This is a genomic window from Aquidulcibacter sp. (assembly GCF_049239865.1).
Taxonomy (GTDB): Bacteria; Pseudomonadota; Alphaproteobacteria; order Caulobacterales; family Aquidulcibacteraceae; genus Aquidulcibacter.
The window spans coordinates 1-24743 of record NZ_JBMLTR010000043.1 but is presented as its reverse complement, the minus strand read 5'-3'; the positions used below and the strand labels follow the sequence as shown (position 1 = coordinate 24743).

At 51.2% G+C, this 24743-nt stretch carries 10 protein-coding genes; all 10 read left to right on the top strand.

Annotated elements, in window-relative coordinates:
* Nucleotides 1-909 precede the first annotated feature (909 nt).
* The gene (locus tag ACOVRA_RS03320) at nucleotides 910-7626 is read left to right on the top strand and encodes a hypothetical protein (protein ID WP_421719048.1); all 6717 of its coding nucleotides are present in this window, start codon (nucleotides 910-912) and stop codon (nucleotides 7624-7626) included.
* A 667-nt stretch (nucleotides 7627-8293) separates the two neighbouring features.
* Nucleotides 8294-9121, top strand: coding sequence for a hypothetical protein (locus tag ACOVRA_RS03315; RefSeq protein ID WP_421719047.1), 828 nt, complete (start codon nucleotides 8294-8296; stop codon nucleotides 9119-9121).
* A gap of 27 nt (nucleotides 9122-9148) precedes the next feature.
* Nucleotides 9149-16876 carry a hypothetical protein gene (locus ACOVRA_RS03310; protein ID WP_421719046.1) on the top strand — a complete coding sequence of 2576 codons (7728 nt, stop codon included), beginning with the start codon at nucleotides 9149-9151 and terminating at the stop codon, nucleotides 16874-16876.
* 172 nt (nucleotides 16877-17048) lie between these two features.
* Complete coding sequence (locus tag ACOVRA_RS03305) at nucleotides 17049-17555, top strand: toxin-activating lysine-acyltransferase (RefSeq protein ID WP_421719045.1); 507 nt, start codon at nucleotides 17049-17051, stop codon at nucleotides 17553-17555.
* A gap of 28 nt (nucleotides 17556-17583) precedes the next feature.
* Nucleotides 17584-17904, top strand: coding sequence for a hypothetical protein (locus ACOVRA_RS03300; RefSeq protein ID WP_421719044.1), 321 nt, complete (start codon nucleotides 17584-17586; stop codon nucleotides 17902-17904).
* Between the two features lie 31 nt (nucleotides 17905-17935).
* Nucleotides 17936-19423 carry a TolC family protein gene (locus ACOVRA_RS03295; protein ID WP_421719043.1) on the top strand — a complete coding sequence of 496 codons (1488 nt, stop codon included), beginning with the start codon at nucleotides 17936-17938 and terminating at the stop codon, nucleotides 19421-19423.
* 77 nt (nucleotides 19424-19500) lie between these two features.
* The gene (locus ACOVRA_RS03290; protein WP_421719042.1) at nucleotides 19501-21624 is read left to right on the top strand and encodes a type I secretion system permease/ATPase; all 2124 of its coding nucleotides are present in this window, start codon (nucleotides 19501-19503) and stop codon (nucleotides 21622-21624) included.
* A gap of 5 nt (nucleotides 21625-21629) precedes the next feature.
* Nucleotides 21630-23051 (top strand): HlyD family type I secretion periplasmic adaptor subunit, encoded by a 1422-nt coding sequence (locus tag ACOVRA_RS03285; RefSeq protein ID WP_421719041.1) that lies wholly within the window; start codon nucleotides 21630-21632, stop codon nucleotides 23049-23051.
* 136 nt (nucleotides 23052-23187) lie between these two features.
* Nucleotides 23188-23814: a DUF6338 family protein gene (locus ACOVRA_RS03280; protein WP_421719040.1), complete on the top strand. Its 627-nt coding sequence runs from the start codon at nucleotides 23188-23190 to the stop codon at nucleotides 23812-23814.
* Nucleotides 23790-24011 carry a hypothetical protein gene (locus ACOVRA_RS03275; protein WP_421719039.1) on the top strand — a complete coding sequence of 74 codons (222 nt, stop codon included), beginning with the start codon at nucleotides 23790-23792 and terminating at the stop codon, nucleotides 24009-24011. The genes ACOVRA_RS03280 and ACOVRA_RS03275 overlap by 25 nt, the downstream gene beginning before the upstream one ends.
* The last annotated feature ends 732 nt before the right edge of the window (nucleotides 24012-24743 follow it).

Below are 24743 nucleotides of genomic sequence, written 5' to 3'. Positions count from 1 at the left end.
GCAACTAAGTCACCAATTGGAACTCCAGAAGTTCGCGTGGGGTTCAGACTGCTTAATTCAGGACAAGGTTATGCATACGCAGCGGCACCACCCTCCGGTAGCGTATGGGTCGCGAGCAATGTTGTTAACACTAATAACGTCTATGCTGCCTACCGGTCGGAAGTCCAGACTGATAAGTTGAAGGGCGTCTGGATAAATTTAACAACCGGAGCGACAGGGACGGCATCGAAAATCACTCTAGATACTCCATTTACAGCTATTATGAATGAATTAGGTGATATCGCGGTTATCAAGACCTTGGGCGGATATAAAAAAGCTAAGTCTGATAACTATTCTCAAGCAATTCAAAGTGACTGGCTCACAAAAATTGGCGTGCCACGGAGAGTTAGCTCTTTAGCGGAAATTCATCCCGACATTCGGAGTGTGCCAGAAAATAAAAACGTATTAGAAACCACGAGCACTCTTTCTGCCCCTTTGGGGGGATTAGGTTCAGTCAGATGGGAAGAGCAGCTTGGGTTGACGCTAGCACAAGTAACGTCATCGCCAACATTTACTGAATTAAAACAGAAAATTGATGCTGCGTCAATTTTAGACCGAAATGGTAATCCTAATTACGCTGGCAGTGGGACAGCTGATGATGAGTGGAAAGCAGCTAACAAACGGAAGAGAGCGATTTTATCAGGAGCAAATGAAGAACAAACTGGTAGGGGACCCAAAAACACCGATCTAACAACGAAACTTAAACAAGAAACACCGCTTTCTGAAGCAGAGTTAATTGTCAAACTAGGCCTTCAAGAATACGCCTTCCCCCTTTCCAGCATCGGCCAACAGTTCGGTTCTTCGCTTGGTCAATTTCTTGCGGGTGACAAGCAGGTTGTAGGTGTACTGGCTGGATCATTGATTGGGACTGTGGCATATAATATTGGGCAGTCAATTGAGATTTCGCGCGCGGTAGCGGCTTATAATGCTAACCCGCCACCAGATGGTTCCGCGATTACCCAGAATGTAACAGCTACGGTATTCAGTAACTTCGGCATTGAGTTCGCTCAGTTTACGGCTGGAGCTGCGATTGGCTCGATCTCCAGTTATATGTCGATGGAACTTGGCAAGGCCTTGGGTTTGAGAGGTTTTGGGGCTGAGTTGTTCAGCACGGTCTCTTCTACCTTACTTAGTCATGCTTTGACTAATGTAGCTTCTAACCTGCCAATTTTAAAAAACCTGGTGGCCAAGCCAGAAGTCTGGTTCGGCGATAACGCTGTTCCTGGGGCCGCGTCTTTGGCTTTTGCTAGCTCGATTGGGTCATATTTTGGGCAGAAGCTAGCGATGAAGGTGGTAACGCCAAACACACAAGCTGGAGCAACTTTGAGTAGCTTGTATGCATCTTACCGGGCAACCCAAGGTGCGCAAATTGGCTTTCAAATTGGATATAGTTTGGGTGGGCCAATCGGGGGCTTCATTGGCGCTGTGCTAGGCGCAACGCTCGCTTCGTTCACAGCGTGGGTGCACTCGACTAACATTTTCAATTTGTTTGGTAAGAAGAAACAGCGTGTCCCATCTGCCTTTGCAGATGCGGTGTTGAGCGTACAATCCAACCGCTTTGAGATCGGAACGTCTAGTGTCTCAAGTGGTGGCAATCTCGAGCTTGCTCGCAACATGGCGACGGTTACCCAGGAGACTCTCAATGGCCTGATTGAGACGATTGCGGCTGGTCAGAAGCTGCGCTCGATTTGGTCGGGTAGTCAGGGGGCATTAACGGCCCGGTTTGGGCATACCAATGACCAGCTTTGGGTGCGTCTTGGCGGTCAATATGGACCACAGACCAATGTTAACAGTGCAGATGAGGCGGTCGACAAGGCAGTTCTTTGGAGCTTGCCCAACTTACAGATCGCAGGGGGCAATATGTTCTTGAAGCGCGCCGTGGCGCGCAGCAAGGCGAACTCGGTTACGACGCTAACGGGCGATATGCAGATTGCCGAGGATTATGGCTTTTATCTGCAGAACCGCGCATTGATCGACGCGGCAATAGCGGAGCCGTACACGAGCATGAAGCTCGCCACGACAGATTATTTGGCGTGGATGCGGTCTGCACCTTGGGACATGGACCTTTATAAGAGCCAAGCCGCCAATGGCGATCCAGAAGCTAAAGATTTGGCCAAGATGCGCGCTTGGGCGGAGCGTCGCTTAGTTGAATATGGCTCTGCTGGAACTTGGGTGCATTCTGCTTATGCAGTCGCGGCCAATGTCGACAGCAATTTCTACGATGCCAATAAGAGCTTTATGACGCGGGCATTGGCGAAAGATAGTGTCCCGCTAAATGGCGGGGATTTAGCGTTTTATAATGCGAACAAGGTTCAGGTTGACCGCATTATTTCGCGCCTTGCATTGACCCAATTTGCGGCAAGCTGGATTATCACGTTACAGCGTGCAGCTGAGCTTAAGATCAATCAGGCGTCGGCGAGCGACTTCTTTGGCGGAGCACAGGGCTTTGCGGATAGTCTGAAGTTGATGAGCTCGGCTGGTGATAGCCCGAGCTTCTATGATGACCTTCGCCTGACGATGCAGCCCGATGGTACAACACTGCGTGCGGAATATTTGAGCGGTGGCAGCAACCGGGTGCGCGGGGCGGATCTGAGCCGAGGAGATGACTTCGTCCATACGTGGTGGGCCGGTGGCGGTGCCTCGTCGCGAGGTACCCAGACCGTCGATGGAGAGCGGGCATTTGTCATCAACGGCAGTGGTGTTTACCAAAGTTGGGGCAACACGGATTCGGGCGTGTTTGCGATCAATGGTGGAGATCGAGCTGATGGTTGGTACAGTGTAAGGGGTGGTGAACGTCTCGGGTTTGGGCTTGAGTTTAAGAGCGGCAGCTCCAACAGCAGCATTGTGGCTCACGTACACTTTTGGGCGGCTGACGGTACCGAACTTGGGTATCAAACAGGCGCTCAGAATAGCGGATACTCGGCAGATTGGCAGAAGGTTTCGGGCGTTGTGACCGCTCCAGCCAACGCAGCATATGCAGCAGTTGTCGTTTGGACATTTAGAGGTGGTAATTTCCAGGGGCAACAACACACGACGGCCTTGCGCAGATTCCAAGTTGAGACGTTGGCTGCGGGTGCTACTGGCGTTTCCGATTGGGCGGGATCGTCTTATGACACGTTTGATTTGGGCAATTTCTGGAATGATGTCGGTTATAACAATGCGGGTAGCACATTCCAGATTTCGAGCAATCGCTGGGGCGTTAACCCGCAGACAGCTGGTGCATCCAATCAATTTTACGACTACAGCAATTGGTCGGCTGATCTGGAGATTAAGGATTGGCACCAGCAGGTCGATTGGGTCGAAGATCCGCCCTATTACGATTACTGGGGCAATTGGGTAAACGCCGGATCGGGATCTTACCAGACTGTCACTTATACTGGTGGCGACGATGTCTTCAAATCCGGGTCTGGCAATGACCGTCTAGAGGGTTGGGGTGGAAATGACTGGTTGGACGGTGGGTCCGGCCGCGATGGCATCTTAGGCGGCGAAGGCGATGATGTGTTGCTCGGGCGAGCTGGCATTGATGGCCTTGTTGGCGGGGAAGGCAACGACTATTTGTCCCTTGGTGACGGCGACGATTACACTGACTGGGTGTTGCCTATTAATGGTGGTGCTTGGGGTGAAGGCGGCGACGACGTCTTTAGTGGCGGCCAAGGCCAAGATTCCATGTTTGGGGGCGAGGGCAATGATCTGTTTATTGCCGACGAAGATAGTTCGTGGGACTGGTATGATGGCGGCAACGGCTCCGATACCGTCAGCTATGTGAAATTCTCATCCGCGATCAATTACGACTTGAGTGTCCGCGCTGGATGGGGCTGGGGTCCTGAGGCGCGCGCATTCATGGGTGATGGCCTTAATCTGATCGAGAACATCACCGGTACGAACTTCAATGATGTGATCCGCGGCGATGAGGTTGCCAACATTCTCAAGGGTGGTTTTGGCGACGATCAGCTTTATGGCAAGGCAGGCAATGATACATTCGAAGGCGGTCAAGGCGCAGACAAATTCTTTGGCGAAGACGGAAGCGACACAGCCAGCTATGAGAACTCTCAGGCTGCTGTTTGGGTTAGTCTTCATCCCACGGCTGAAAACAATTGGGCTGGCGAAGGCTTTGGCGGTGACGCCGAAGGTGATACCTATTCTTGGGTTGAGAACCTAACTGGATCGGCATTTGCAGATACGCTGAAAGGCGAAGGTGGCTATAACAACCTCATAGGCGGTCGTGGCGATGATTGGTTCACGGCCACGTCGGGTGGGGATCGCCATGAAGGGGGGGAAGGCTTTGATACGGTTGACTTCTCCGAGTTGACTTCGGCAAGCTGGGTTGATCTCAACGCTGGCTATGGCCAGTGGGCTGCAGGTGGAACCACTTATGTGGGCATTGAACACCTGTTTGGTAGCAATTTCGGTGACCAGTTTTTCGGTTCTGCCCGCGATGAGACATTCTCAGGCGGCAAGGGCAATGACTATCTCTCCGGTGGCGGCGGTAGCGACACCTATGTGTTCAACATTGGCGATGGCTATGACACTCTAGCGGATGATGCGAGTGCCTCAAATGCGCTCATATTTGGTGAGGGTGTGACTTGGTCGAAGCTGAGCTTCAATGCACCTGGCCAAGGGTTGCAAATGATGATCCGGGGAACTGGTGAAGGTATTTGGCTCGATAGCAACTTCTCATCGCAAAGCGGCAATAACAAGATCAAGACGATCGATGTGGGCGGCGCTGGAAGCTTGGAGATTGGCCGGATCAATCATGGTCGCTCTGGCAATGCTTGGGGCGAGTATATCTTCGGCAACACCAATACATTTGATTGGAACTGGGGCTATGAGGGTGATGACATCATCTATGGCAGCGGGAACAATGGTTGGTACAATGCCTATGCGGCCTATGAGCAAGCCGACAACATCATTGTCGGTGGCGAGGGTAACGACACGATCTATACGTCGGTTGGCGATGACACATTTGTATTTGAACGTGGACATGGCACAGACACGATCAATGACGGTGGCGGTCGTGACCGGATTGTAATTGGCTCAACGGCCACGATGGAAGATGTGATCTATAAAGTGGATGGCTATGATCTTTGGGTCGGCTTGAAAGATCAGACTAATTCTGCGCTAGAGGCCAATCAAGTTGCCGATAAGATTAAAATCGTCAATGGCGGTATCAAATACCGCGATATGGAATGGGGCTCGCCAAACGGTAACATGTGGAATTCTTCCACATTGGTTGAACACGTCGCCGCAGGTGGAGCGGAGATCGACTTTACCAAGCTCGATGTGAATTGGACGATCGTTGATAATGACGTCTCCAATTATAATTGGTGGTACCCTGTTGTTCTCGATCTTGGTGATGATGGCGCTGATCTTGTCTCGGTTGAGGGCAGCCAGATTGTGTTCAAGCCTGACAACAATGCGCCAATGTACCAAATGGGTTGGGTCGATGGCGACGATGGCATTCTAGCTCTCGACCGCGACGGTGATGGTGCCATTACCAAGATGAGCGAGATTTCGTTTGTCAAAGACTTTGGGGGTGCCAAGACAGACATGGAAGGCCTTAGAGGTTTTGATACCAACAAGGATGGGGTCCTCGACGCTAATGATGAGCGCTTTGCAGAGTTTAAGGTCTGGCGCGATGTCAATCAGAATGGCCGTGGTCGTGGTAAAGAGCTGCAAACATTAGCTCAAGTTGGCATTACTTCGATCAACCTTTCTCTCACGAGTACGGGCTTTAGTACCAAAGACACCCGTGACAATGTCATTTTAAACACCGCCAACTTCACGTGGGCAGATGGTACGACAGGAACGGCCAATGACGTCGCTCTGGGTGCGCGTTTGGCCCATGTTGCTGGTCCAGTTCTTGGCAAGGGCAGCAAGGCTTCAGTCAAGCCATCTGATGATGGCGAACTGGGCCGGGCGAAGTCTTCTGGCAAGAATAAGTTGGACAAAGTCACAATCGCCAATGGAGCGGAGGCTCCAAAGCAAAATCTCGAGTTCGTACGTGCGGACGCCAATGATGGCTCAGCTAATCTGAAGAAGGTCGTCAAGAAGAAGCGGACGTTTAAAGATCGAGATGCTGCCGCTGGCACTGCTACGCCATCGGCTGGCACAGCGGCACCTTTGGTAATTGATTTGGACGGCGATGGCATTGAGCTCGTTGAAGCAGCAGACTCAAAAGTATGGTTTGATCTGAATGAGGATGGGTTCGAAGATCGGTTGGGTTGGGCTGGATCCCGCGAAGGGATTTTGGCGCTCGACCGCGATGGTGACGGCCTCGTACAGCCTTTGAGCGAGATTTCGTTTGTGCAGGACTTGCCTGGTGCAATGACAGACTTGGAAGGCCTCAAAGCCTTCGATACCAATGGCGATGATTGGTTGACGTCTGCAGACGCAACCTTCTCGAGCTTCTTGATTTGGACAGATACCGATCAAAATGGCCAGTCCTCCTACGAAGAGCTCGTAACCCTAGATCAGGCAGGCATTGAGAAGATTGGTCTGGTCTATATTGATCATCCAATGCGCAAGCAGTCTCAGGCTTCTGGAACTGAGTTGGCGACGACCGACTTGCCGTCTTATCAGATGGCTATGGAGGCCGAGGGTATCGCGGAAGCTACGTCAGCTTCTTCAGCCCAAGTTGGTGAGGGCGTTCAGACTGAACTCGCACCTCACACGCTTGCACCAGTCAAAGAAGCTGCAACATCTGCGACAGAAAATGTGGGTGGCATCGAGAATACGAAGAACCGCATTTTTGGTCATGCAGAAGTCGTCTTCAAAGATGGTCGAATTGTACGCGCCGCAGATGCCGCATTTGGTACCATCAATGGTCTGGCAATTGATCCGCTCGCGAGTGCTTCAAAGATTGCGGAGACCGCTTCAACCAACCCCTATGAAGCGCTCGACTTTGGTCAGCCATGGAGTTTGAATGCTGGAGATCGTCGCAAGATGATTGAGAGCTTGCGTGATCAATCTGGTCCTCCCAAAGGGTTCGACGACCTGATGAGTGACGACGGCACATTTAATGAGGCCGGATCAAATGGATCTGCAACTTCCTTCAGTGACGCTAATGGTTCTAGCTCGTTGGAAGATGGTGGAATTGGTCATGACGCACTTCCTGGGTCGCTGGCGTCGATTGCTCCAGCTTCAGATGTGTTCGCAGCTATCACCTCGGCCCGCTCGCTCTCAGGTTTGGAAGATAGACTTGCCGATAACGCGTTTGGCTCAAGTGACCAGGAAAACACTGCTACCAATCGTGCCATCAAGCGTTGGTGGACCGATCCCGCTGCAGGCATACAGGCGTTCCGTTCCACACTTGCTGGAAAGGACGAGTTTGCCTCCGACTTGGCTGCGATGGCAGAAAGTGCTGCTTCCTCACAAGCAAGTGGCGCGCTGATGTCATCGGCCGATGCAGCATCGGCCCGTCAAAACCAAGCCTTTGCTCAAGCCATTACCCAGTTCAAATCACCGGCAAGAATGGGAGGTACAAACAATCGTACTTCCCAAGACGGCCAATCCGCCACATTGGCTCCGGGACATGTCTCAGGCATCGGCCTCTCAAAGGCACGCACAATCGCAACGAATTGGGCGTAGTCAACCGCACATCTCCCCAGCAGTTTAAGCGCCGCTGGGGGACACCTTTGGGCTGCTCTGCTGAGCACCCTATTTCAATGGAGCGCTTTCCAGCTTTGTTTTTTGCCACAATGGATAAGACATCCTTAGCTTATGTTCACTAGTGTCAGTAAATGGTCTGCGCCACTTTGTCTGCTTGCATCAAAAATCTTGTATTTGACCGATCGCCACGAAGCAGCAGCAGAGCTGCCTGATCCATTTTGATCGCTTGGACGGTTGTTCCAATCAAGGCGGATTCGCATCTGGAACTCTCAACAAGGCCATAATCGGTTTGTTCGCTGGGGCGTGGGAAGTATGGTGCGTTACCCTTCGAATAGTCCCATAGGTCCTGACCTTGGAAGTTGCACACAGAACCTTGATCGACGCGACTAGCATTTGGCGAGCTGATTGACGAGCAAGGCCGGTCCAAGGCTGCTAGCACAACAGCTGACTCATCGCTGAGTCAGATGTCGAGACTGGCTCACGCCCTAAGAGCTTCCTGTCAGCTGCAGAGTTAACTCGCAGAGAATAGGCAAAGTGAGTTTACATCTATTGAATTGGTGTTAACCTCGAATACAGCGTATAGTTGATATTCAGAGCAGGCAGTCGCGATTAAATGCGTGTTGGTCTGCGTTAGGGTTTCGCAGGGATGTTTAGATCGAAATTCTCCAGTTTGTGTATCGGCTTTTCCGCTGCATTTTTGGTTTCGAGCTGCCGTGCGGACGGGATCCCCTTGCCACCTTTCACCACGATTTGTGGGGGCTCAGCTGTGCACTTTAGCTATGCGGGGCGGAATGATGTTCCAACTGCCGCATGGTTCAGCGCGCCTCCTAGCGCCCCAAAGGTCGGAAATAATTTGCTCATCAGAATAACGCCGCAAACACAGGCATTTCTTTTGCCGATCGTAGAACCGACTGACGCGGACATCTTTGTTGTTCCTTTTTCCTTTTTCTCAACAAAAACTCAAAAAGAATTTGGGGTCCAAGCCGAGAAAATTTCTCCTCAACCATTTGATTTAGATCGCCAGATTCCGATTGGTCATTTTTATGCGAGACAGCTTCTTTGGTCAGATAAAACGAGTGGCTCGCCTACGCCAAACGCCGCGTGGGAACGCACGCTAGAGTCTCTTCGACTGGAAACCAACCGTTTTAGAGCCGACCGCCCACTCAGTAAGGCTTCCAAGATTATAACCTTCCAAAAGCCAATTGACGGTAAAATGCCAATCATGGGCAGCGCGTTAATATACAGTAAAGAGCAAAGAAAAGTTCTTTGTTTCGTCGCTCAAGATTGGCCTGAAGCCTTCGTTGAGGCGCAAATTGGTGCGTGTTTAGCGGTTCTTTATGGCTATGTCGGACCTGAATTAGATTATGATACTGAGGTCACGGTAGCAAATATTATAAAATATCAAAGCCTTGAAGAGTGTTCTCGTGCAATGCAGATCGAAGCTGAAAAAGCGAAAATAGTTGGGGCTCACTAAATCGTATCAAACGGTAGGGATGTTAAAATGCCAAGCTTTGTCATAAATGGTGTCACGTTTCAGATAAACGATGGAAACGCAGTCCCCGAAGTTACAAGAGCGCTAGAGGCGATTCAACATACTCCCCACATGCGCGCATTGACCGACCATCTCAAAAGTACCAATCGGCCCGTGATACAAATACAAGCAACTTATGGAATCGTATCCGGTGGAATTGCTGCGGGAAGTTTTATAAACATCAGTCGCTTCGGCGGGTCCTTACGACTTGCAAAGCAAGGTAACCGTTACTCAGTAGTTCCAATGGACATGCTCAGAACTTTGGTTCACGAATTTGGGCACCTATTTCAAAAAGGAAAGAGGGACAATCCATTAACTGAAACTTTCGAGGAGAAATTGTATGAGTGGAACGCTTCCACCTTTGAAAGTACACTCTTGGAGGCGATTGGGGTTCCTCGTGTTATAGCATATTATAACAGGGGCCTTGTCTTTAATGCACGTGACGGCAAAATTTACGGAACCCCAGAGCAGATTTCGTTACTTCGAGGATCTGGTATTACTAATTTGGGAATACTCCCAGAAGGTCTTTACGAGAATTCCGCTCCAATAAGCACGGCACCAAATACACAATTAACAGAAGCGGGTGCACAGTTTTTTTTCGGGAAGTCGCGCTCCGCGGTAACTACCAGCGATATTTTGAGACTAGAAGAAGAAACAATTGCTCGATATTCGCCAAACCAAGTTCAAAAACTGAAAAAATTTTGGACTCAGGACGTTGGCACCCGCGAGTATGCTCGGTGGAGGGCGGCGGGTTACGATCTATCACGTCAAGACAACAAGTTCTATCTGGAAAGGATTGGGCGGTATCTCGCTGGAGATGGCGACGCGTATAGAGGGAATGTTTTTATTGTCCGTGATGCTCAGGGCAATCCAATTGGCCTTAGAGCACCAGATGATGCGGCAAATCCTATTTCGAACCAAGATGTTGGTTCAATAAATCTGGCGGATGTTGGCCGCATAATCGGGTCAAGTCTAGCTAGATACGCGGATACCGGATCCTCAATCGGAAACATCATTACATCCGGGTTTGTGACAGCGTTTGCAACTAACCTTGGAAAAACGCTCGAAGCAACGCGTCGTGCCCTCGGCATTGGCGTGCGAATTAACGAACTTGGCCCGGTCTTGACTGGGGTCAATCAAGAGGTTTGGTCTAATTTCGGTGTAAACTTTGCGACAGCCACAACAGGAGTTGCAATTGGGTCTATTTCGAGCTTTTTAACTACTGAGCTGGCGAACGGATTAGGGCTAAAAGGTTTTGGTGGAGAAATATTTTCCGCAGGATTCGGTTCTGTACTAGGACAAGCCATTACAAATATAGCTTCCCGCGCTCCCCTTTTGGCGGGGCTAAACTTAACGAATACCGGTGAAGCTGCAGCAAAGATAGTAAGCGGCCCACAAGCCGGTAGTGCTCTGGTTTCAGGGTTGGTGAGTTATTTTGCAACAAAGCTTGCATCCAGCATTGTCAGGCCAGAGACTCAGGCCGCTGGACTCCTCAGTTCGATAGGTGCTGGGATAGGATCACTTGGGATTTCTGGCGGTTTTTGGTCTAAGGCACTGCTCAAGGGTGGATGGCTAGTAAAAGGTGTGGGCTCGGTCTCTGCAAAGCTCTTCGGCAGCACTGTCGGCACCGCTGTTCGTTCATTTTTGACCGCTATACCTGGTGCCGGCATAGTCGTGGGATTTATCCTTGGGGCTTTGATTGGCAATATTTTTGGGCGCAAAAAGGACCGAGGCGTCCCGAGTGCTTTCTCAACTCTCGTTCTGAATACTGAGAGATCGAGCTTTGAATTGGGACAAAGTGGCGCATCAAATGGTGGGTTGGTCGACAATGCTCGCGCCATGGCATCCACAGTTTCTGATACCCTCAACGGTGTCATAGGTGCTGTTTATCAACAACAGGCTACATCTAGTGCCGCGAGACTGAATGAAGCGATTGGCCCAGTCCAACTTGGGTACACCGGAGAACAGGTTTGGCTTCGCCTTGGTTCGGTCAGTGCCACCCCCACCAATGTTGCATCCTTTGATGAGGCCGTGGATAGGGCGGTTCTATGGACTTTACCGCAGATGAAGATGTCAGGTGGTTCGCTTTTCTTGAAGCGTGCCATCTTCAATAGCCAAGCAACCTCCACAGCAGAGCTTGCTGGAAATCTGCAGATCGCTAGTGATTTCGAGACATATTTCAAATCTAACGGTCTGATAGATCTGGCACTTTCAGATGCCTATCGAAAACTTGCCGACTCGACTGTTGATTACTTAAAGTGGGTTAAGGCAGACTTTTTCAATGAGTATAAAGCTGCTTCGCAGAATAATGATCCTAATGGTCTAAATTTGGGACGAATTCGTGAATGGGGCAAAGAAAAACTAGCAGCTCTAGGCGCTCAATATGATTGGGTTCGATCGGCCTATGCAGTGAATTCGGGATTGGATAAATCCTACTATGATGCAAATAGTGCTTTTCTGAGTCGCGTGTTAGCAGCGGGTCAGCGTCCGCTCAGCCCAACAGATGCATCAGTCTATTCGCAAAATAGAGAGCAGATTGATCGAATTGTTTCAAGACTAGCTATGTCTGCTGACAATGCCTCTTGGATTATTACATTACAGCGCGCCGCAGAACTTAAGATCAATGAAGCAAACAGCTCGGACTTTACCGGAGGTGCGCGTGGGTTTGCAGATAGTTTGCGATTATTGGCTTCATCTACAGTCACGGAGACGCGTTTCTATGAAATGATGCGCTTTGTGATGGATGGAACCGGGACCCTTCGGACGCACTATCTAAGTGATAACAGAAACCGCATTCGCGGTGCTGATGGGTCTATGGGTTCTGCGCCAGTACAAGAGTGGTACAAACCTGCTGGTATTGGCATGACGCGAACACTCGCATCAAACGATGGCATAACCGAGTTTCAGCTTGAACGAAATGGTACTGCGGCGAACACAGACTTCGCCTATGGGGAGTATTATTCTGGTTCTGTCACACTTGCTGGCGGAGAGAACTCCAACGGGCTCCACGTTGTGCGACCTGGCGAGAAAATTGGTTATGCATTTGATGCCAGGTCACTTATTGCTGGTTCGAACGTAACGTCCATGCTGAGGTTCTGGAAAGAAGACTGGACCGCCGCAACCGATTCCTATCAAGCTTGGCAAGGCAATGGGGGTTCAACAGATTGGACAAGACTTTCAGGCACTGCGATTGTTCCGGTGGACGCAGCGTTTGCTACGGTCGAGATTTGGATGAGCAAGGCCACTCTGGGGAATCAAAAGGCTTCTATTAGAAAGCTTCAGCTCGTAGATATGGCACCTGCTGAAATAGATGTTCCCGCTTGGACGGGATCCAGCTTTGCCGTTTTCGAGCAAGCCAATTTCATGACAAAAGTGGGCTATACGAGTGGGACGGTAACAGTTGGCCAACCCAACCAGTTCATTGATTCAAGTGCATCTTCGGCAGCTGTCAATCGCACGGGTACATCGGGCAACGACGTTTATCTTGGAAGCAATTTTAACGATACGATCTCAGGCGTAATTGGCAATGACTGGCTCACGGGGGGCGAAGGTGCCGACGTATTAGACGGAGGTGATGGGGATGATGTGCTCATCGGTGGGGCCGGCTACGACTGGCTACGCGGGGGGGCAGGAAATGACGTTCTCGTTGGTGGCTCAGATGGCGACGAATTGTTCGGTGGCACCGGTAACGACATTCTCGATGGCGGAACTGGTTGGACTTACATCGAAGGCGGAGATGGAGATGATGTCGTTTATGCTGGTAGGGGAGCGATAGCCGCAAGCGGCGGCAATGGTATCGATACAGTTAGCTACAAAGACCTCGAGTTTGCCAATCTCGTATCGGCGGCTCAATGGCCGACTTGGTTTCCTTCGACATCAACAGGCGTAATTGTGAATCTCGAAGGTTGGCAACTTGGGGCGGCTGCCGATGACAATTATCGCCTGATTCGCAATGCATCGGGCGTTTTGGTTTCCACAGCCACACAGACCTTTGAGAATATCGAAGGATCGAACTTTGACGACCTTCTGATCGGTGATGGAAATAACAATACCCTGTCCGGGCTTTTGGGTAACGATCAACTTGCCGGGGGGAATGGCAACGATATCTTGAAGGGCGGTACCGGAGCAGATTTGCTGAGTGGCGATGATGGCGAAGACACTGCCAGTTACGAGGATTCTGCAACCGCAGTTTGGGTTGATTTATCTGCGTCACACCCTTCAAATTACTGGCAGGGCGAGGGGCTTGGTGGCGACGCCGAGGGAGACGGCTTCCTGGGTATTGAGAGTCTTGTCGGGTCGGCCTTGTCTGATACTCTTAAAGGGAATTCGAGTTTCAACAGGATTTCAGGTGGACGTGGAGATGATTGGATCGTTGCCACAGCAGGGCGCGATTCATATTCAGGGTCCGAAGGCTTCGACACTGTGGATTTTTCGGAGTTCACCGCTCCCGTCACAGTCAACATTACCAACGGTCAATTTGGAGGAGTGAATGGGCCGATCTTGTTGACGGATTTTGAGCACTTCTCCGGCACGAGTTTTAATGATCAATTAGGTGGCTCAGCTCGCGATGAGACTTTCTCAGGCGGTAAGGGTAACGATGTTCTCACGGGTTATGGGGGCAGTGATACCTACGTTTTTAATCGAGGCGATGGCCTTGATACGCTCGTGGATGATGTAACGAATTCCAATGCCTTGGTCTTCGGCGAAGGCATTACCTGGTCGATGCTAACATTCAATGCGCCGAACCAAGGTCTGCAGATGAGGGTTAGGGGAACAGCGACTCCAGAAGGCATAGATCTAGCTAGTAATTTTTCGACGCCAGGTAACAATCGAATTAAAACCATCGACGTTGGCGGTTCAGGGAGCGTGGATATCGGTCGGATTAACCACGGGCGGTCCAGAACATCTGGGAATGATATCGTTTATGGCAACACCAATACAAATGACTGGAATTGGGGTTACGAAGGAAATGATGTTATCTATGGTAGCGGTGGCGAAGGCTTTAATGGCTATTATGCCGTTACGGAGCAGGCAAACAACATCATAGTCGGCGGTGAAGGTAATGACCTGATTTACACGTCGAACGGCGACGACACCTTCGTGTTTGAGCGTGGTCATGGGTTTGATGTCATAAATGATACGGGTGGCCGTGACCGTATCGTGATCGGCTCCACCGCGACGTTGGAAGATGTTATCTTTAAGGTGGTTGGCAACGACCTCTGGGTCGGGCTCAAAGATTTAAGCAATTCGAACTTAGAAGCCCACCAAGTCAGCGATCGCATCCGGATTGCCGGTGGCGCTGTTATGACGTGGAATAGCCAATCGCGGCGTTATGAAGCGGCAACACTAGTGGAACATGTTGCAGCAGGTGGCGCTGAAATTGACTTTACCAAGCTCAAATTGCCATGGGTTTATCCACCCGGCGTTTCTGGCTCTGTTGCTCCCGTTGTACTCGACCTTGGTGGTGATGGCGCTGACTTAGTTTCTGTTTACGACAGCAAGGTTTCGTGGCGCGATGAAACAACCGGTAAGCTGTTCCGCGTTGGCTGGGTTGATGGGGATGATGGTATCTTGGCACTCGATCGCGATGGCGACGGAGCAATCACGAAGCTGAGCGAAATATCATTTATTGGAGACCTTACGGGAGCCAAAACCGACCTTGAAGGATTGCGAGCATTCGATAGCAATCAGGATGGTATATTTAATGCTTCCGATGCGCGATTTGGCGAGTTCAAGGTCTGGCGAGACGTGAACCAGAACGGCCGAGGCCGTGGCAAGGAACTGCAAAGCCTTGCGGAAGCTGGGATCACTTCGATTAACCTCACACTAACATCGACTGGCTTTGACGGAGGTAACACGACAGATAGTAGCGTGGTGAACACAGCCTCGTTCACTTGGGCAAATGGTCGAACCGGAACGGCCCATGATGTCTTTTTGAAGATGCAATGGGCTCACATAAAGGGCAGTTCTCTTGCATCTAACTTCCTTGATCTCACTGGTGTTGGAACCGATGGAGAGTTTGGCCGGGTCAAGGGCAAGAATGGCAAAGCAACTGAGCAAGCCTTGGGGGATGAGAAGCCTATTCCAACGCAAGACTTGGACTTCATCCGAGCTGATGGTGGTGATGGCAATCAGGCGCTTAAGAAGGTTGTGAAGAAGAAGCGCACATTCCAAGATTTGGCTGAAGCTGCCGGAACTGCCACAGCTTCGGCTGGCTGTGCAGCGCCATTGGTAATTGACCTTGGTGGAGATGGAATTGAGCTGATTGAAGCGGATAAGTCGAGCGTTTGGTTTGATCTCAATGAAGATGGCATGGTTGATCGTCTGGGATGGGCAGGCACCGGCGAGGGTATTCTTGCCCTTGACCGCGATCTCGACGGTTTGGTGCAGCCGCTCAGTGAGATTTCTTTCACAGGCGATCTTCCAGGAGCCGTTACAGACCTTGAAGGGTTAAAGGCCTTTGACAGCAATCAGGATGACTGGCTGAGTGCTGAAGATGTCCAATTCGCCAATTTCATGATCTGGGTCGATAAAGACCAGAATGGTGCCTCAAGCTATGAAGAATTGATGAGCCTTGACCAGGCAGGCATTGCAAAGATCGGCCTGATCTATGTTGACCAACCGATGCGGACTTTGCCGCAGATCAGCGGATCCGCAGCTTCATCACCGTCGGCATTAGCGGCAGAAGCTACGGCGACGTCGACTCCGCCCGAGCTAGCGACATCAGATCTCCCGGCCGTGCGCGATCTGGTGATGGGTGAAGCCTCTACCATGCCTGAGGGTGAAGCTCAGCGCGTGGCAGAAGGTGCCATATCGTCCGAAGACATTGCCAACACCAAGAACCGGGTGTTCGGTCATGCGGAAGTATATTTCAAGGACGGTCGCGTCGTGCGCGCGGCGGATGCGGCTTTCGGGTCCATCAATGGTTTAAGCATTGATCAATTGGCAAGTGCGGATGAGATCGCCAAAATCGCTTCTACCAATCCTTATGAAGCGCTGGACTTCGGTCAAGCGTGGAGCATGACCGCGGCAACGCGTCGTCAACTCTTGGAAGAGCTCAGAAGCGCGAATGGTCCCCAAGAAGGCTCCGGTGGCTTCCCCTTTGATGACAATGGCGAGTTGGGTTCTGGTGACTACGGACCAACTTCTTCACTGGCACGTGGTCTCACACCAGAGGTTTTCAGTGATGGGGTGCTGGGTGGTGGTGATAGCCTGTTGGACAGCCAAGCGGAGATCTCGCCGGCGGCTGATGTGTTCACAGCCGTTAGCTCCAAGCGCTCGCTCTATGGTCTTGAAGATGGTCTCACCCCAGATGATTCAGGCTCATTATCAAGCCAAGCAACGCCAAGCGCAGTTAGTCGCGCCATCAAGCGTTGGTGGACCGAACCCGCTGTAGGCGTGCAAGCTTACCGTTCCACACTCGCTGGAAAGGATGAGTTTGTCTCCGACTTGGCTGCAATGGCAGAAAGTGCTGCCTCCTCACAAGCAAGTGGCGCGCTGATGTCATCCGCCGATGCAGCATCAGCCCGTCAAAACCAAGCCTTCGCTCAAGCAATCACCCAGTTCAAGTCACCGGCGAGAATGGGAGGTACAAGCAATCGTACTTCTCAGGACGGTCAATCCGCCACATTGGCTCCGGGACATGTCTCTGGCATCGGCCTTTCAAGGGCACGCACGATCGCAACGAATTGGGCGTAATCAACCGCACATCTCCCCAGCGGCTGAAACGCTGCTGGGGGGAAATCTCCTGAACGCGAAGTGGTGGACTACTGCAACTCAAAAGCGCTTTCTGTCATTCGGCCTTGCGACTTTCAATGCAGTGGTTATCAATAATCTAAAGTTATTGTGAAACTGAGATTGGAGCTAGAAATTGGCGCAAAGCTATAACGTTCCTCCCGACGGGCCCGGCGTTGAGGGTGTAGGGTCACCCCAGAAGACGGTGTCCCAGGTTCTCGGCGAAATCACATGGCTCCTAACTCAATCTCAGATTCACAAGAACATGTTTTTGTCGGACCTTGAGTGGTTCGTGATGCCCGCTATCCTGACCGAGCAGTTTCGGATTTGGAACGGCCCAAATGGTACGCCCGCAGCCTTCGTAACTTACGCATTTGTGTCCTCTGAAACCGATGAGCGACTTGAGGCCGGGGCTCACAAACTGGCACCGCATGAATGGCAAGGTGGCGAGATTTTATGGCTCATGGAAGTTGTTGCGCCATTTGGAGCTATCGATGAAATTATGATGGATTTGGTCAAAACGGCCTTCCCGGACCGTGTGTTTAAATTTCATATGACCACACCGGACGGGAAGAGAATTACCAGCTCATCACAGATTATGCTCGACCAAATTTCAAAAGACGCCACCTCGCGTCCAAACTGATTTTAAACTCAAAATCCTAAATTGGGGGATGATTATGCTTGTTAAAAGAACATTGATTTCCGTCGCGCTTGTGGGTGCTCTATTGGCTAGCACAGGCTGTCGCTCATCAATTGCGGCCAATGATTATAAGAGACGAGATGTTGGAGCGCTAACACGCGTCGAAGCCGCCCAGGTTCTTTCGCAACGTTCAGTTCGGATAGACAAAAAGCGCCGAGGTATTACCTATGTCGTGAAGTTAGAGAAAACCGGCGAGACCTTGGCGCTGACGCAACCAGATGATGTCTCCATTGCCAACGGCGGTCTAGCTTGGGTTGAGTTCGGCAATCGCCTGCGTGTTGTTCCGCGTTAGATAGGATGTGCGATTGGGCACATAGGGGTTGATGTTGAGTGTTGTGCGTGACCCTGTCCGCACCAGAAAGTCCTTAATCTGGGCTGTTGTAGCTATTTGCGTAATCGGTCCGTGGTGCCCAGCACAAGCTCAATCTATCAATGAAATTGTTGCAATGGCATTGGAGGAAAGCCCTTCAATTAAGTCTGAAAGGCTCAGACTTGACGGCATCTCTGAGCAGCAAGTTCAAGCGAGGAATTTGCGTAGGCCGACGTTGCGTGGCGATGTCAGCGCTGGCTTTGCATATAATGGACAGCGTGTTGTGGGCCAAAACATTTGGGAAGACACCAAACCTGTGACAGCTTCCTTGAATCTATCGCAGCCATTGATGTCGGGCGGTCGCTATCAAGCAACGCTTCGCGAAGCAGATCTCCGTGTCGCCCAAGCCATTGCACGGATGCGGTCGTTAGAGCTTCTGACCGTTCGCAATGCACTTGATGCGTATGCGGATGTTGTGCGTGATTGGACTATCCTAGGTATTCGGGATGAAGGGCTCTCGAACTTAATGGGCCAACTCAAAGCGACCCAAGCTCGAAAAGATGCTGGTCTGATAGGCCTTACTGATGTCGCCCAAGCTGAAACCCGCCTCGCGGCGGCACAAGGACAACAAGCCAGCGCAAGAGCGCGCCTAGCGGCGAGCTGGGCGACTTTAGAGCGCCTTATTGGAAGTCGGCCGACTGGGCTTGTAGAAGTTGAACTTCTCCCCGAGACATTGCCAGACTCGCTTGCCGACGCCATTTCACTTGGAATTCGAAATAGCCATGACATCAAGATCGCTCGATTTAATGAGGAAATTGCCCGCGCAAGCGCTCGAACCATTCAAACTGAAGTTGCTCCAAGAGCCTCGCTTGAAGCTAGCTTGAGCGGTGCCGCTAACTCTGGTTTCCAAGGTTCACGTTCGGCTGATGCTCAATTGTCTGCGCGCCTGGTGATCCCGCTCTGGAGCGCGGGTCAAAATCAGTCGCGGGTACGAGCGGCTCTAGCCGAAGCAAATGCCTCGAGAATTGATTCACTTGATCTCGAACAGCAGCTTGCTGAACGGATAACAATTGCGTGGGCAAACTTAGATGCCGCTGATGCCAACGTGACTGCTGCCGCTGAGCAAGTACGCGCCGCAAAGGTCGCGCGAGTAGGTGCTGAGCTTGAGCAGCGCATGGGTGCAAGAACGACTTTGGATGTCCTTAATCAAGAACAAGAGGTACTTGATGCCAAGGTCAATTTAGCAAACGCTAAACGTGAGTATATGGTCGCAACAACTTTGTTGCTGACCTTATTGGGAATTGATCCGACAGGACGAATTAACTCCGATACCGAGTTTTCCTTGGAACGCGACCCCAAAATGGTCCTTGATCCTCCGAAAGGAAGACCTGCCTTTTTGGAGCGCCCGCTAATTGCCTTGCATGATCGGCTTGAGCCCGCTGACATCTTCCTGCGGAACTTAATGGGTGATTTTCAGCGTATGATTGGACCAGAAGAATGAGTGGCCATCAACAATCCCTAGGTTCACCAAGCGATCCCACAACTGAGATAGTCCAGAATGGATTGGCATCAGCTGTGATGGATCCGCTGTCAGAAGCATTGGAATGTTTGGCAATGATGCTCGCCTTCCATGAGAAGGCAGCCGATCCTGCCGCTCTGAAACACGCGCTAGGGACAGATCAAGCTTTTGTATCGCCGGATGATTTAGTTAGGCTGGCACGCCGCCAGGGGCTCAAAGCAAAAGCACGTGCACTTTCCGTCGAAAGGATTGTGGATGCGCCGCTGCCATTAATTGCGATGACCAAGGATAAAGGGTGGTTCATTATTGGGGCTGCCAGAGCTGACGAGGTCTTGGTCCAGCGACCCGGTCGCGAACCTCAGACTCTTCAAATTGACGCCTTGAGAGAGGTTTTCGAAGGCACCGTTTTGTTGTCGACCGTACGCATCGGGGGAATAGGACAAGGCAAGTTTGATGTAACGTGGTTTATTCCAGCTTTGGTCCGTTATCGCGGTCTCATCGGCGAGGTATTGATCGCCTCCTTCTTTCTCCAGTTGTTTGGTCTGGCGACCCCATTGTTTTTCCAAGTCGTGATTGACAAGGTTTTGGTGCATCAGGGTTTAAACACCCTGGACGTTATCTGCATTGGTTTGATCGGGATCATAATCTTTGAGACCTTGTTAGGTGGCCTTCGAGCACATTTGTTTACCCATACAACCAGTCGGGTGGATGTCGAGCTCGGGGCCAAGCTCTACCGTCACTTGGTTGCTCTGCCGCTGGCCTACTTCCAGCAACGACGGGTTGGCGATTCCGTTGCCCGCGTTCGGGAGCTGGATACGATCCGTGAGTTTTTGACTTCAAGCGCGGTGACATTGGTGATTGATTTGATCTTCACCCTCGTTTTCCTCCTGTTGATGTGGTTCTACTCCAAGCTTTTGTTCCTGATCGTTGTTGTCTCGCTGCTCCTATATGTAATCATTTCGGTTTCTCTCACGCCAGCTCTGCGAAAGCGTATTGAAGAGAGATTCAATCGCGGTGCGGAGAGCCAAGCGTTTCTTGTCGAGAGCGTGACCGGGGTTGAGACGATTAAAGCGAGTGCTGTTGAGCCGCAAATGCAGCGTCGTTGGGAAACCCTCTTGGCAGCGTATGTGAAGGCAGGCTTTGAAGCGGCAAAAATCGGGATATGGGGTGGTCAAGCCATCCAATTAGTCAATAAAGTCGCTATGGCCGTAATTCTTTATGTTGGCGCAAAGCAGGTAATTTCGGGGACTCTGACTGTCGGCGAGCTCGTTGCCTTCAATATGTTTGCGGGACGTGTCGCCGAACCGGTCCTACGGTTGGCCCAGCTTTGGCAGCAATTTCAAGAAGCAAGGGTTGGCGTTGATCGGCTGGGTGACATCCTCAATACACCAGTTGAGCCCTCGGCCAGCGCTTCGCGCACAGCTCTACCGACAGTCAAAGGGGAAATCACATTTGATGATGTGACGTTCAGGTATCGACCAGGGGGGCGTGAGGTTCTCAAGCGAATTAACCTCGAGGTTAAAGAAGGCGAAATCATCGGAATTGTCGGGCCTTCTGGCTCTGGAAAATCCACCCTCACAAAGTTAGTCCAACGCCTTTATGTACCGGAGAGTGGTCGGGTACTGGTTGATGGTGTTGACCTTGCAATGGTTGATCCTTCTTGGCTCCGTCGGCAAGTCGGTGTCGTGCTTCAAGAGAATGTTTTGTTTAACCGCTCCGTGCGGGACAATATTGCGTTCCAAGATCCAGGCCTTTCTTTTGAAAGAATTGTTGAGACTGCCAAGCTTGCTGGGGCGCACGAATTCGTATTGGCGCTGCCCGAGGGCTATGACACCGAGATAGAAGAGCGCGGATCCAATTTGTCAGGTGGTCAACGGCAGAGACTGGCGATTGCGCGAGCGCTAGCACCTGATCCACGCGTGCTGATTTTTGATGAAGCGACATCGGCACTTGACGCGGAAAGTGAAGCTATCATTCAGGCAAATTTGTCAGAAATGGCACGCGGGAGAACCGTTCTAATCATTGCCCACAGGCTTTCAGCGATCCGATTGGCGAATCGAATTGTCGCGATTGAAAACGGGGTCATTGCCGAAGAAGGCAGCCATTCTGAATTGATTGCAAGGGATGGGCTTTATGCCAAGTTGTGGCGCATGCAGATGCATGAAGGTGGAATGCGGCGATGAGCATCATGAACCACGTAAAAGTGTTGCTGGCGGCTTGGAAAGCTGAGTCCGAAGCGCGCCGTCAGTCTAAAGTTAAGCATACCGATACGGATTTTTTGCCTGCAGCACTCGAGATATCAGAGTCTCCTCCATCTCCAACAGGCAGGGCGATCCTTTGGGTAATCTTGGCAGCAGCGGTTGGTGCGCTCCTTTGGTCGGTTCTAGGGCGTATGGAGATCGTTGCCATCGCAGAGGGCCGGGTAATCCCACTCGGGAGATTGCAAAGCATTGAAGCCGCGGAGCCCGGGACCGTGCGTGAGATCCATGTTCGAGAAGGTGCCAAGGTGAAAGCAGGGGATTCCCTGGTCTCTCTCGATCCCACTTTTGTAACAGCAGACGTTGGCGCTGCACTTGCCGAGTTTGACCAAGCTACATTGGCCGCGGCGCGCGCGCGAGCGCTCCTAGACTACATTAATGGCAAGGAACCCAAATTCTTGCCGCCAGAGGGAGCTTCTCCAGAGGTACTCCTCGCCGAACAAGAAGCCGTGGCAAGTCGAATAGGCGGTCTACAGGAGCGTCTTGCGGGTTTGGGTGCCCGTGAAGCCGCAGCCAGGAGCGCAATCGCGACAGCCCAGGCACAGGTAGCGAAGATTGATGCGACCATCCCACTCGCGCGAGAGCAATGGAAGGCGCGTGACGAATTAGACCGAAGTGGTTACGGCGCGCGACTGATCACATTGCAGGCGCAAGAACGTGTTGTTTCGCTGGAGTACGACCGAAAGGTGCAATTCGAAGAGATTAACCGTGCTAGGGCTGAGTTGTCGCTTTTGTCCCGCGAACGAAATCAAGCTGTTGAAGAGTTTCGCGCTCAAGCCGCGACTGAACTGGCAGAAGCTGAAAGCGCTAAAAGTTCCCGCCGCGAAACCGCAACTAAAGCCCGTGAGCGCGCACGCTTACAAACCCTTACCGCGCCTCTGGACGGCGTGGTCGTCGAAGTTGCGGTTACAACCGTGGGCGAAAGGGTAGAAGCAGGTGCTCCATTGATGACACTGGTTCCTTCAGGACAAGAGCTTGTTATCGAGGCCTTGGTGCTCAACAAGGATGTCGGCTTCATAAAGGTCGGCGATACAGCTGCAGTCAAACTCGAAGCCTACCCCTTCACCCGATATGGTTATCTAAAGGGGCGCGTAGATCGAATAGCGGCCGATGCGGTAACCGATGAGAGGCGAGGTCTCGTATTTCCTGTGCGCGTGCGAGTTGATCAGCAGGCCTTACCTGTGCGGGGCGCGATTGAGGGCAGCAAAGGAACAAGCACAAGGCAGAAGTCGTTGGCCTTATCGCCTGGTATGGCTGCCAGTGTTGAGATTACCACTGGCGAGCGTCGGATCATCGATTTTGTTCTGTCACCGATTTCAAAAGCGGTGTCAGAAGCTGGGCGGGAGCGATGATGGCAAATCGTTGGCTTTAGGTAGGCATGGTAACGTCCAGGCATAGGTCGGGTCAGCTGCAGATTAAGTTGTCAGCCATTTAACTTTGCTTGCGTGAAGAATCACGGCTCTGCTAACCTGTTATAGGAGTATATCAATGTTCGAAGTTCCGGACGCAAGCAATTTTTCAAATTTAGCAATGCTACTTGCCCCCGGCCTTGTCATATTGAGTATTAGATCACGCTTCAAAGAAGGTATCGTACCAGACTTGAAGGATCGCTTATTGCATTATGCCATGGCCTCAACAGCATATTACGCCTTTGTCTCACCGTTATTTCATTTTGAGCACGGTTTTTTGGTCCCGCCACTAATTTGGTCATATTTGTATTATTTTATTGTTCCGTGCTTGATTGCAATAACTATTGTTTTTGTTGATCAAAAAGAGTGGTTGTACAAAATTGCTGGTAATCTTGGCCTTCGAATTGGTCATCATATACCAGCCGCTTGGGATTATGCATTCTCAAATGTGTGTCAAGAGACCTTTCTTTGGGTCAAGTTAAATAGTGGTACGATTTATGTAGGAAAATTTGGCTGGTCCTCCTTCGCCTCGTCTAACCCTTTGGAGCGTGATATTTACCTGCAAGAAGTTTGGAAGGAAAATGGCAATGGCGAACCATGGACCTTACTCGAGCCTATGCGTGGCGTCTTGTTGTGTGGTAAGGATATACAGCGAATAGAAATTTTCGGGGGACTAACTAGATGGCCGAAGAAGTCAAAAAAGTAAGTAATCAAAAAGGCATGAGTGAGAATAGCAAGCCACGTGAAATTAACGAAGGTTGGGTGGTTCAGAAAAAGGGCTGGCAACCGACCCCTGGACATGGCGTTCTGGGTGGATATCAGCCCACAAAAGGTGAAGGCGCTGCGCCTCCAACAGGCGGAGGTGGTGGCAAAGAGGCCGATAGTGGATCAAAAAAAGGCTGATACCATTTCGGTTGGTTCAGTCGCACTCGAAGCATTGATTATCTCGCTCAAGACTTTCAGCGTATTGGGCTACTTTGGTTTACGAATGTGCTCCTCGTGCTGACTTACCCTTAATTCTATTTTTCTAGTGTGCTCGCGGTTCATAGTCGATTGAAGGTCTTGCCGGGTTATCAGCGGTTCCATTATGATCCGCGACGATGACTGCAGCGTGGTCATTCCGCAGTGCATGGATTTATGGGTTCTAGCTCATCGTGATTCAAGGTTCTTTCCGCCCTGCAAGTCCACAAATAACGCGTTCATGTCTCAGTTGGGAAGTCAATATCCCAAGTCGATTGCTACTCCTACCGCATTTTCAAAAGCGAGGTCCGCGGTGGGTGCTGCAGCGCCCACTTGTTCCCGTGGTTGTAAGATACTTCCGAACGGTTAGAAGACTGGCGTACTTAATACAACAAGGAAAGCTGCCACGTTGAATTCGGGAAAGTCACGTGGATTATGCTGACAAACTCAGCAAGCGACACCCGCTTACCAGAATCGAGCAAGTCAAAAGACTCTGTTCTGATCTACCCCTCCGATTTCGGTCCTAGACATGGTGAATTACTCCTGCCATTTGAAACAATACCTGCGGTTGGGGCAAGGCGCTTGAGTAATAGGAACTGCGCGCGCGTTGGAGGCATTGACTGGCGCGCTTGTTACGCTTGAAAGGACTTGGCTTATGTCTTGACCATCACGCGT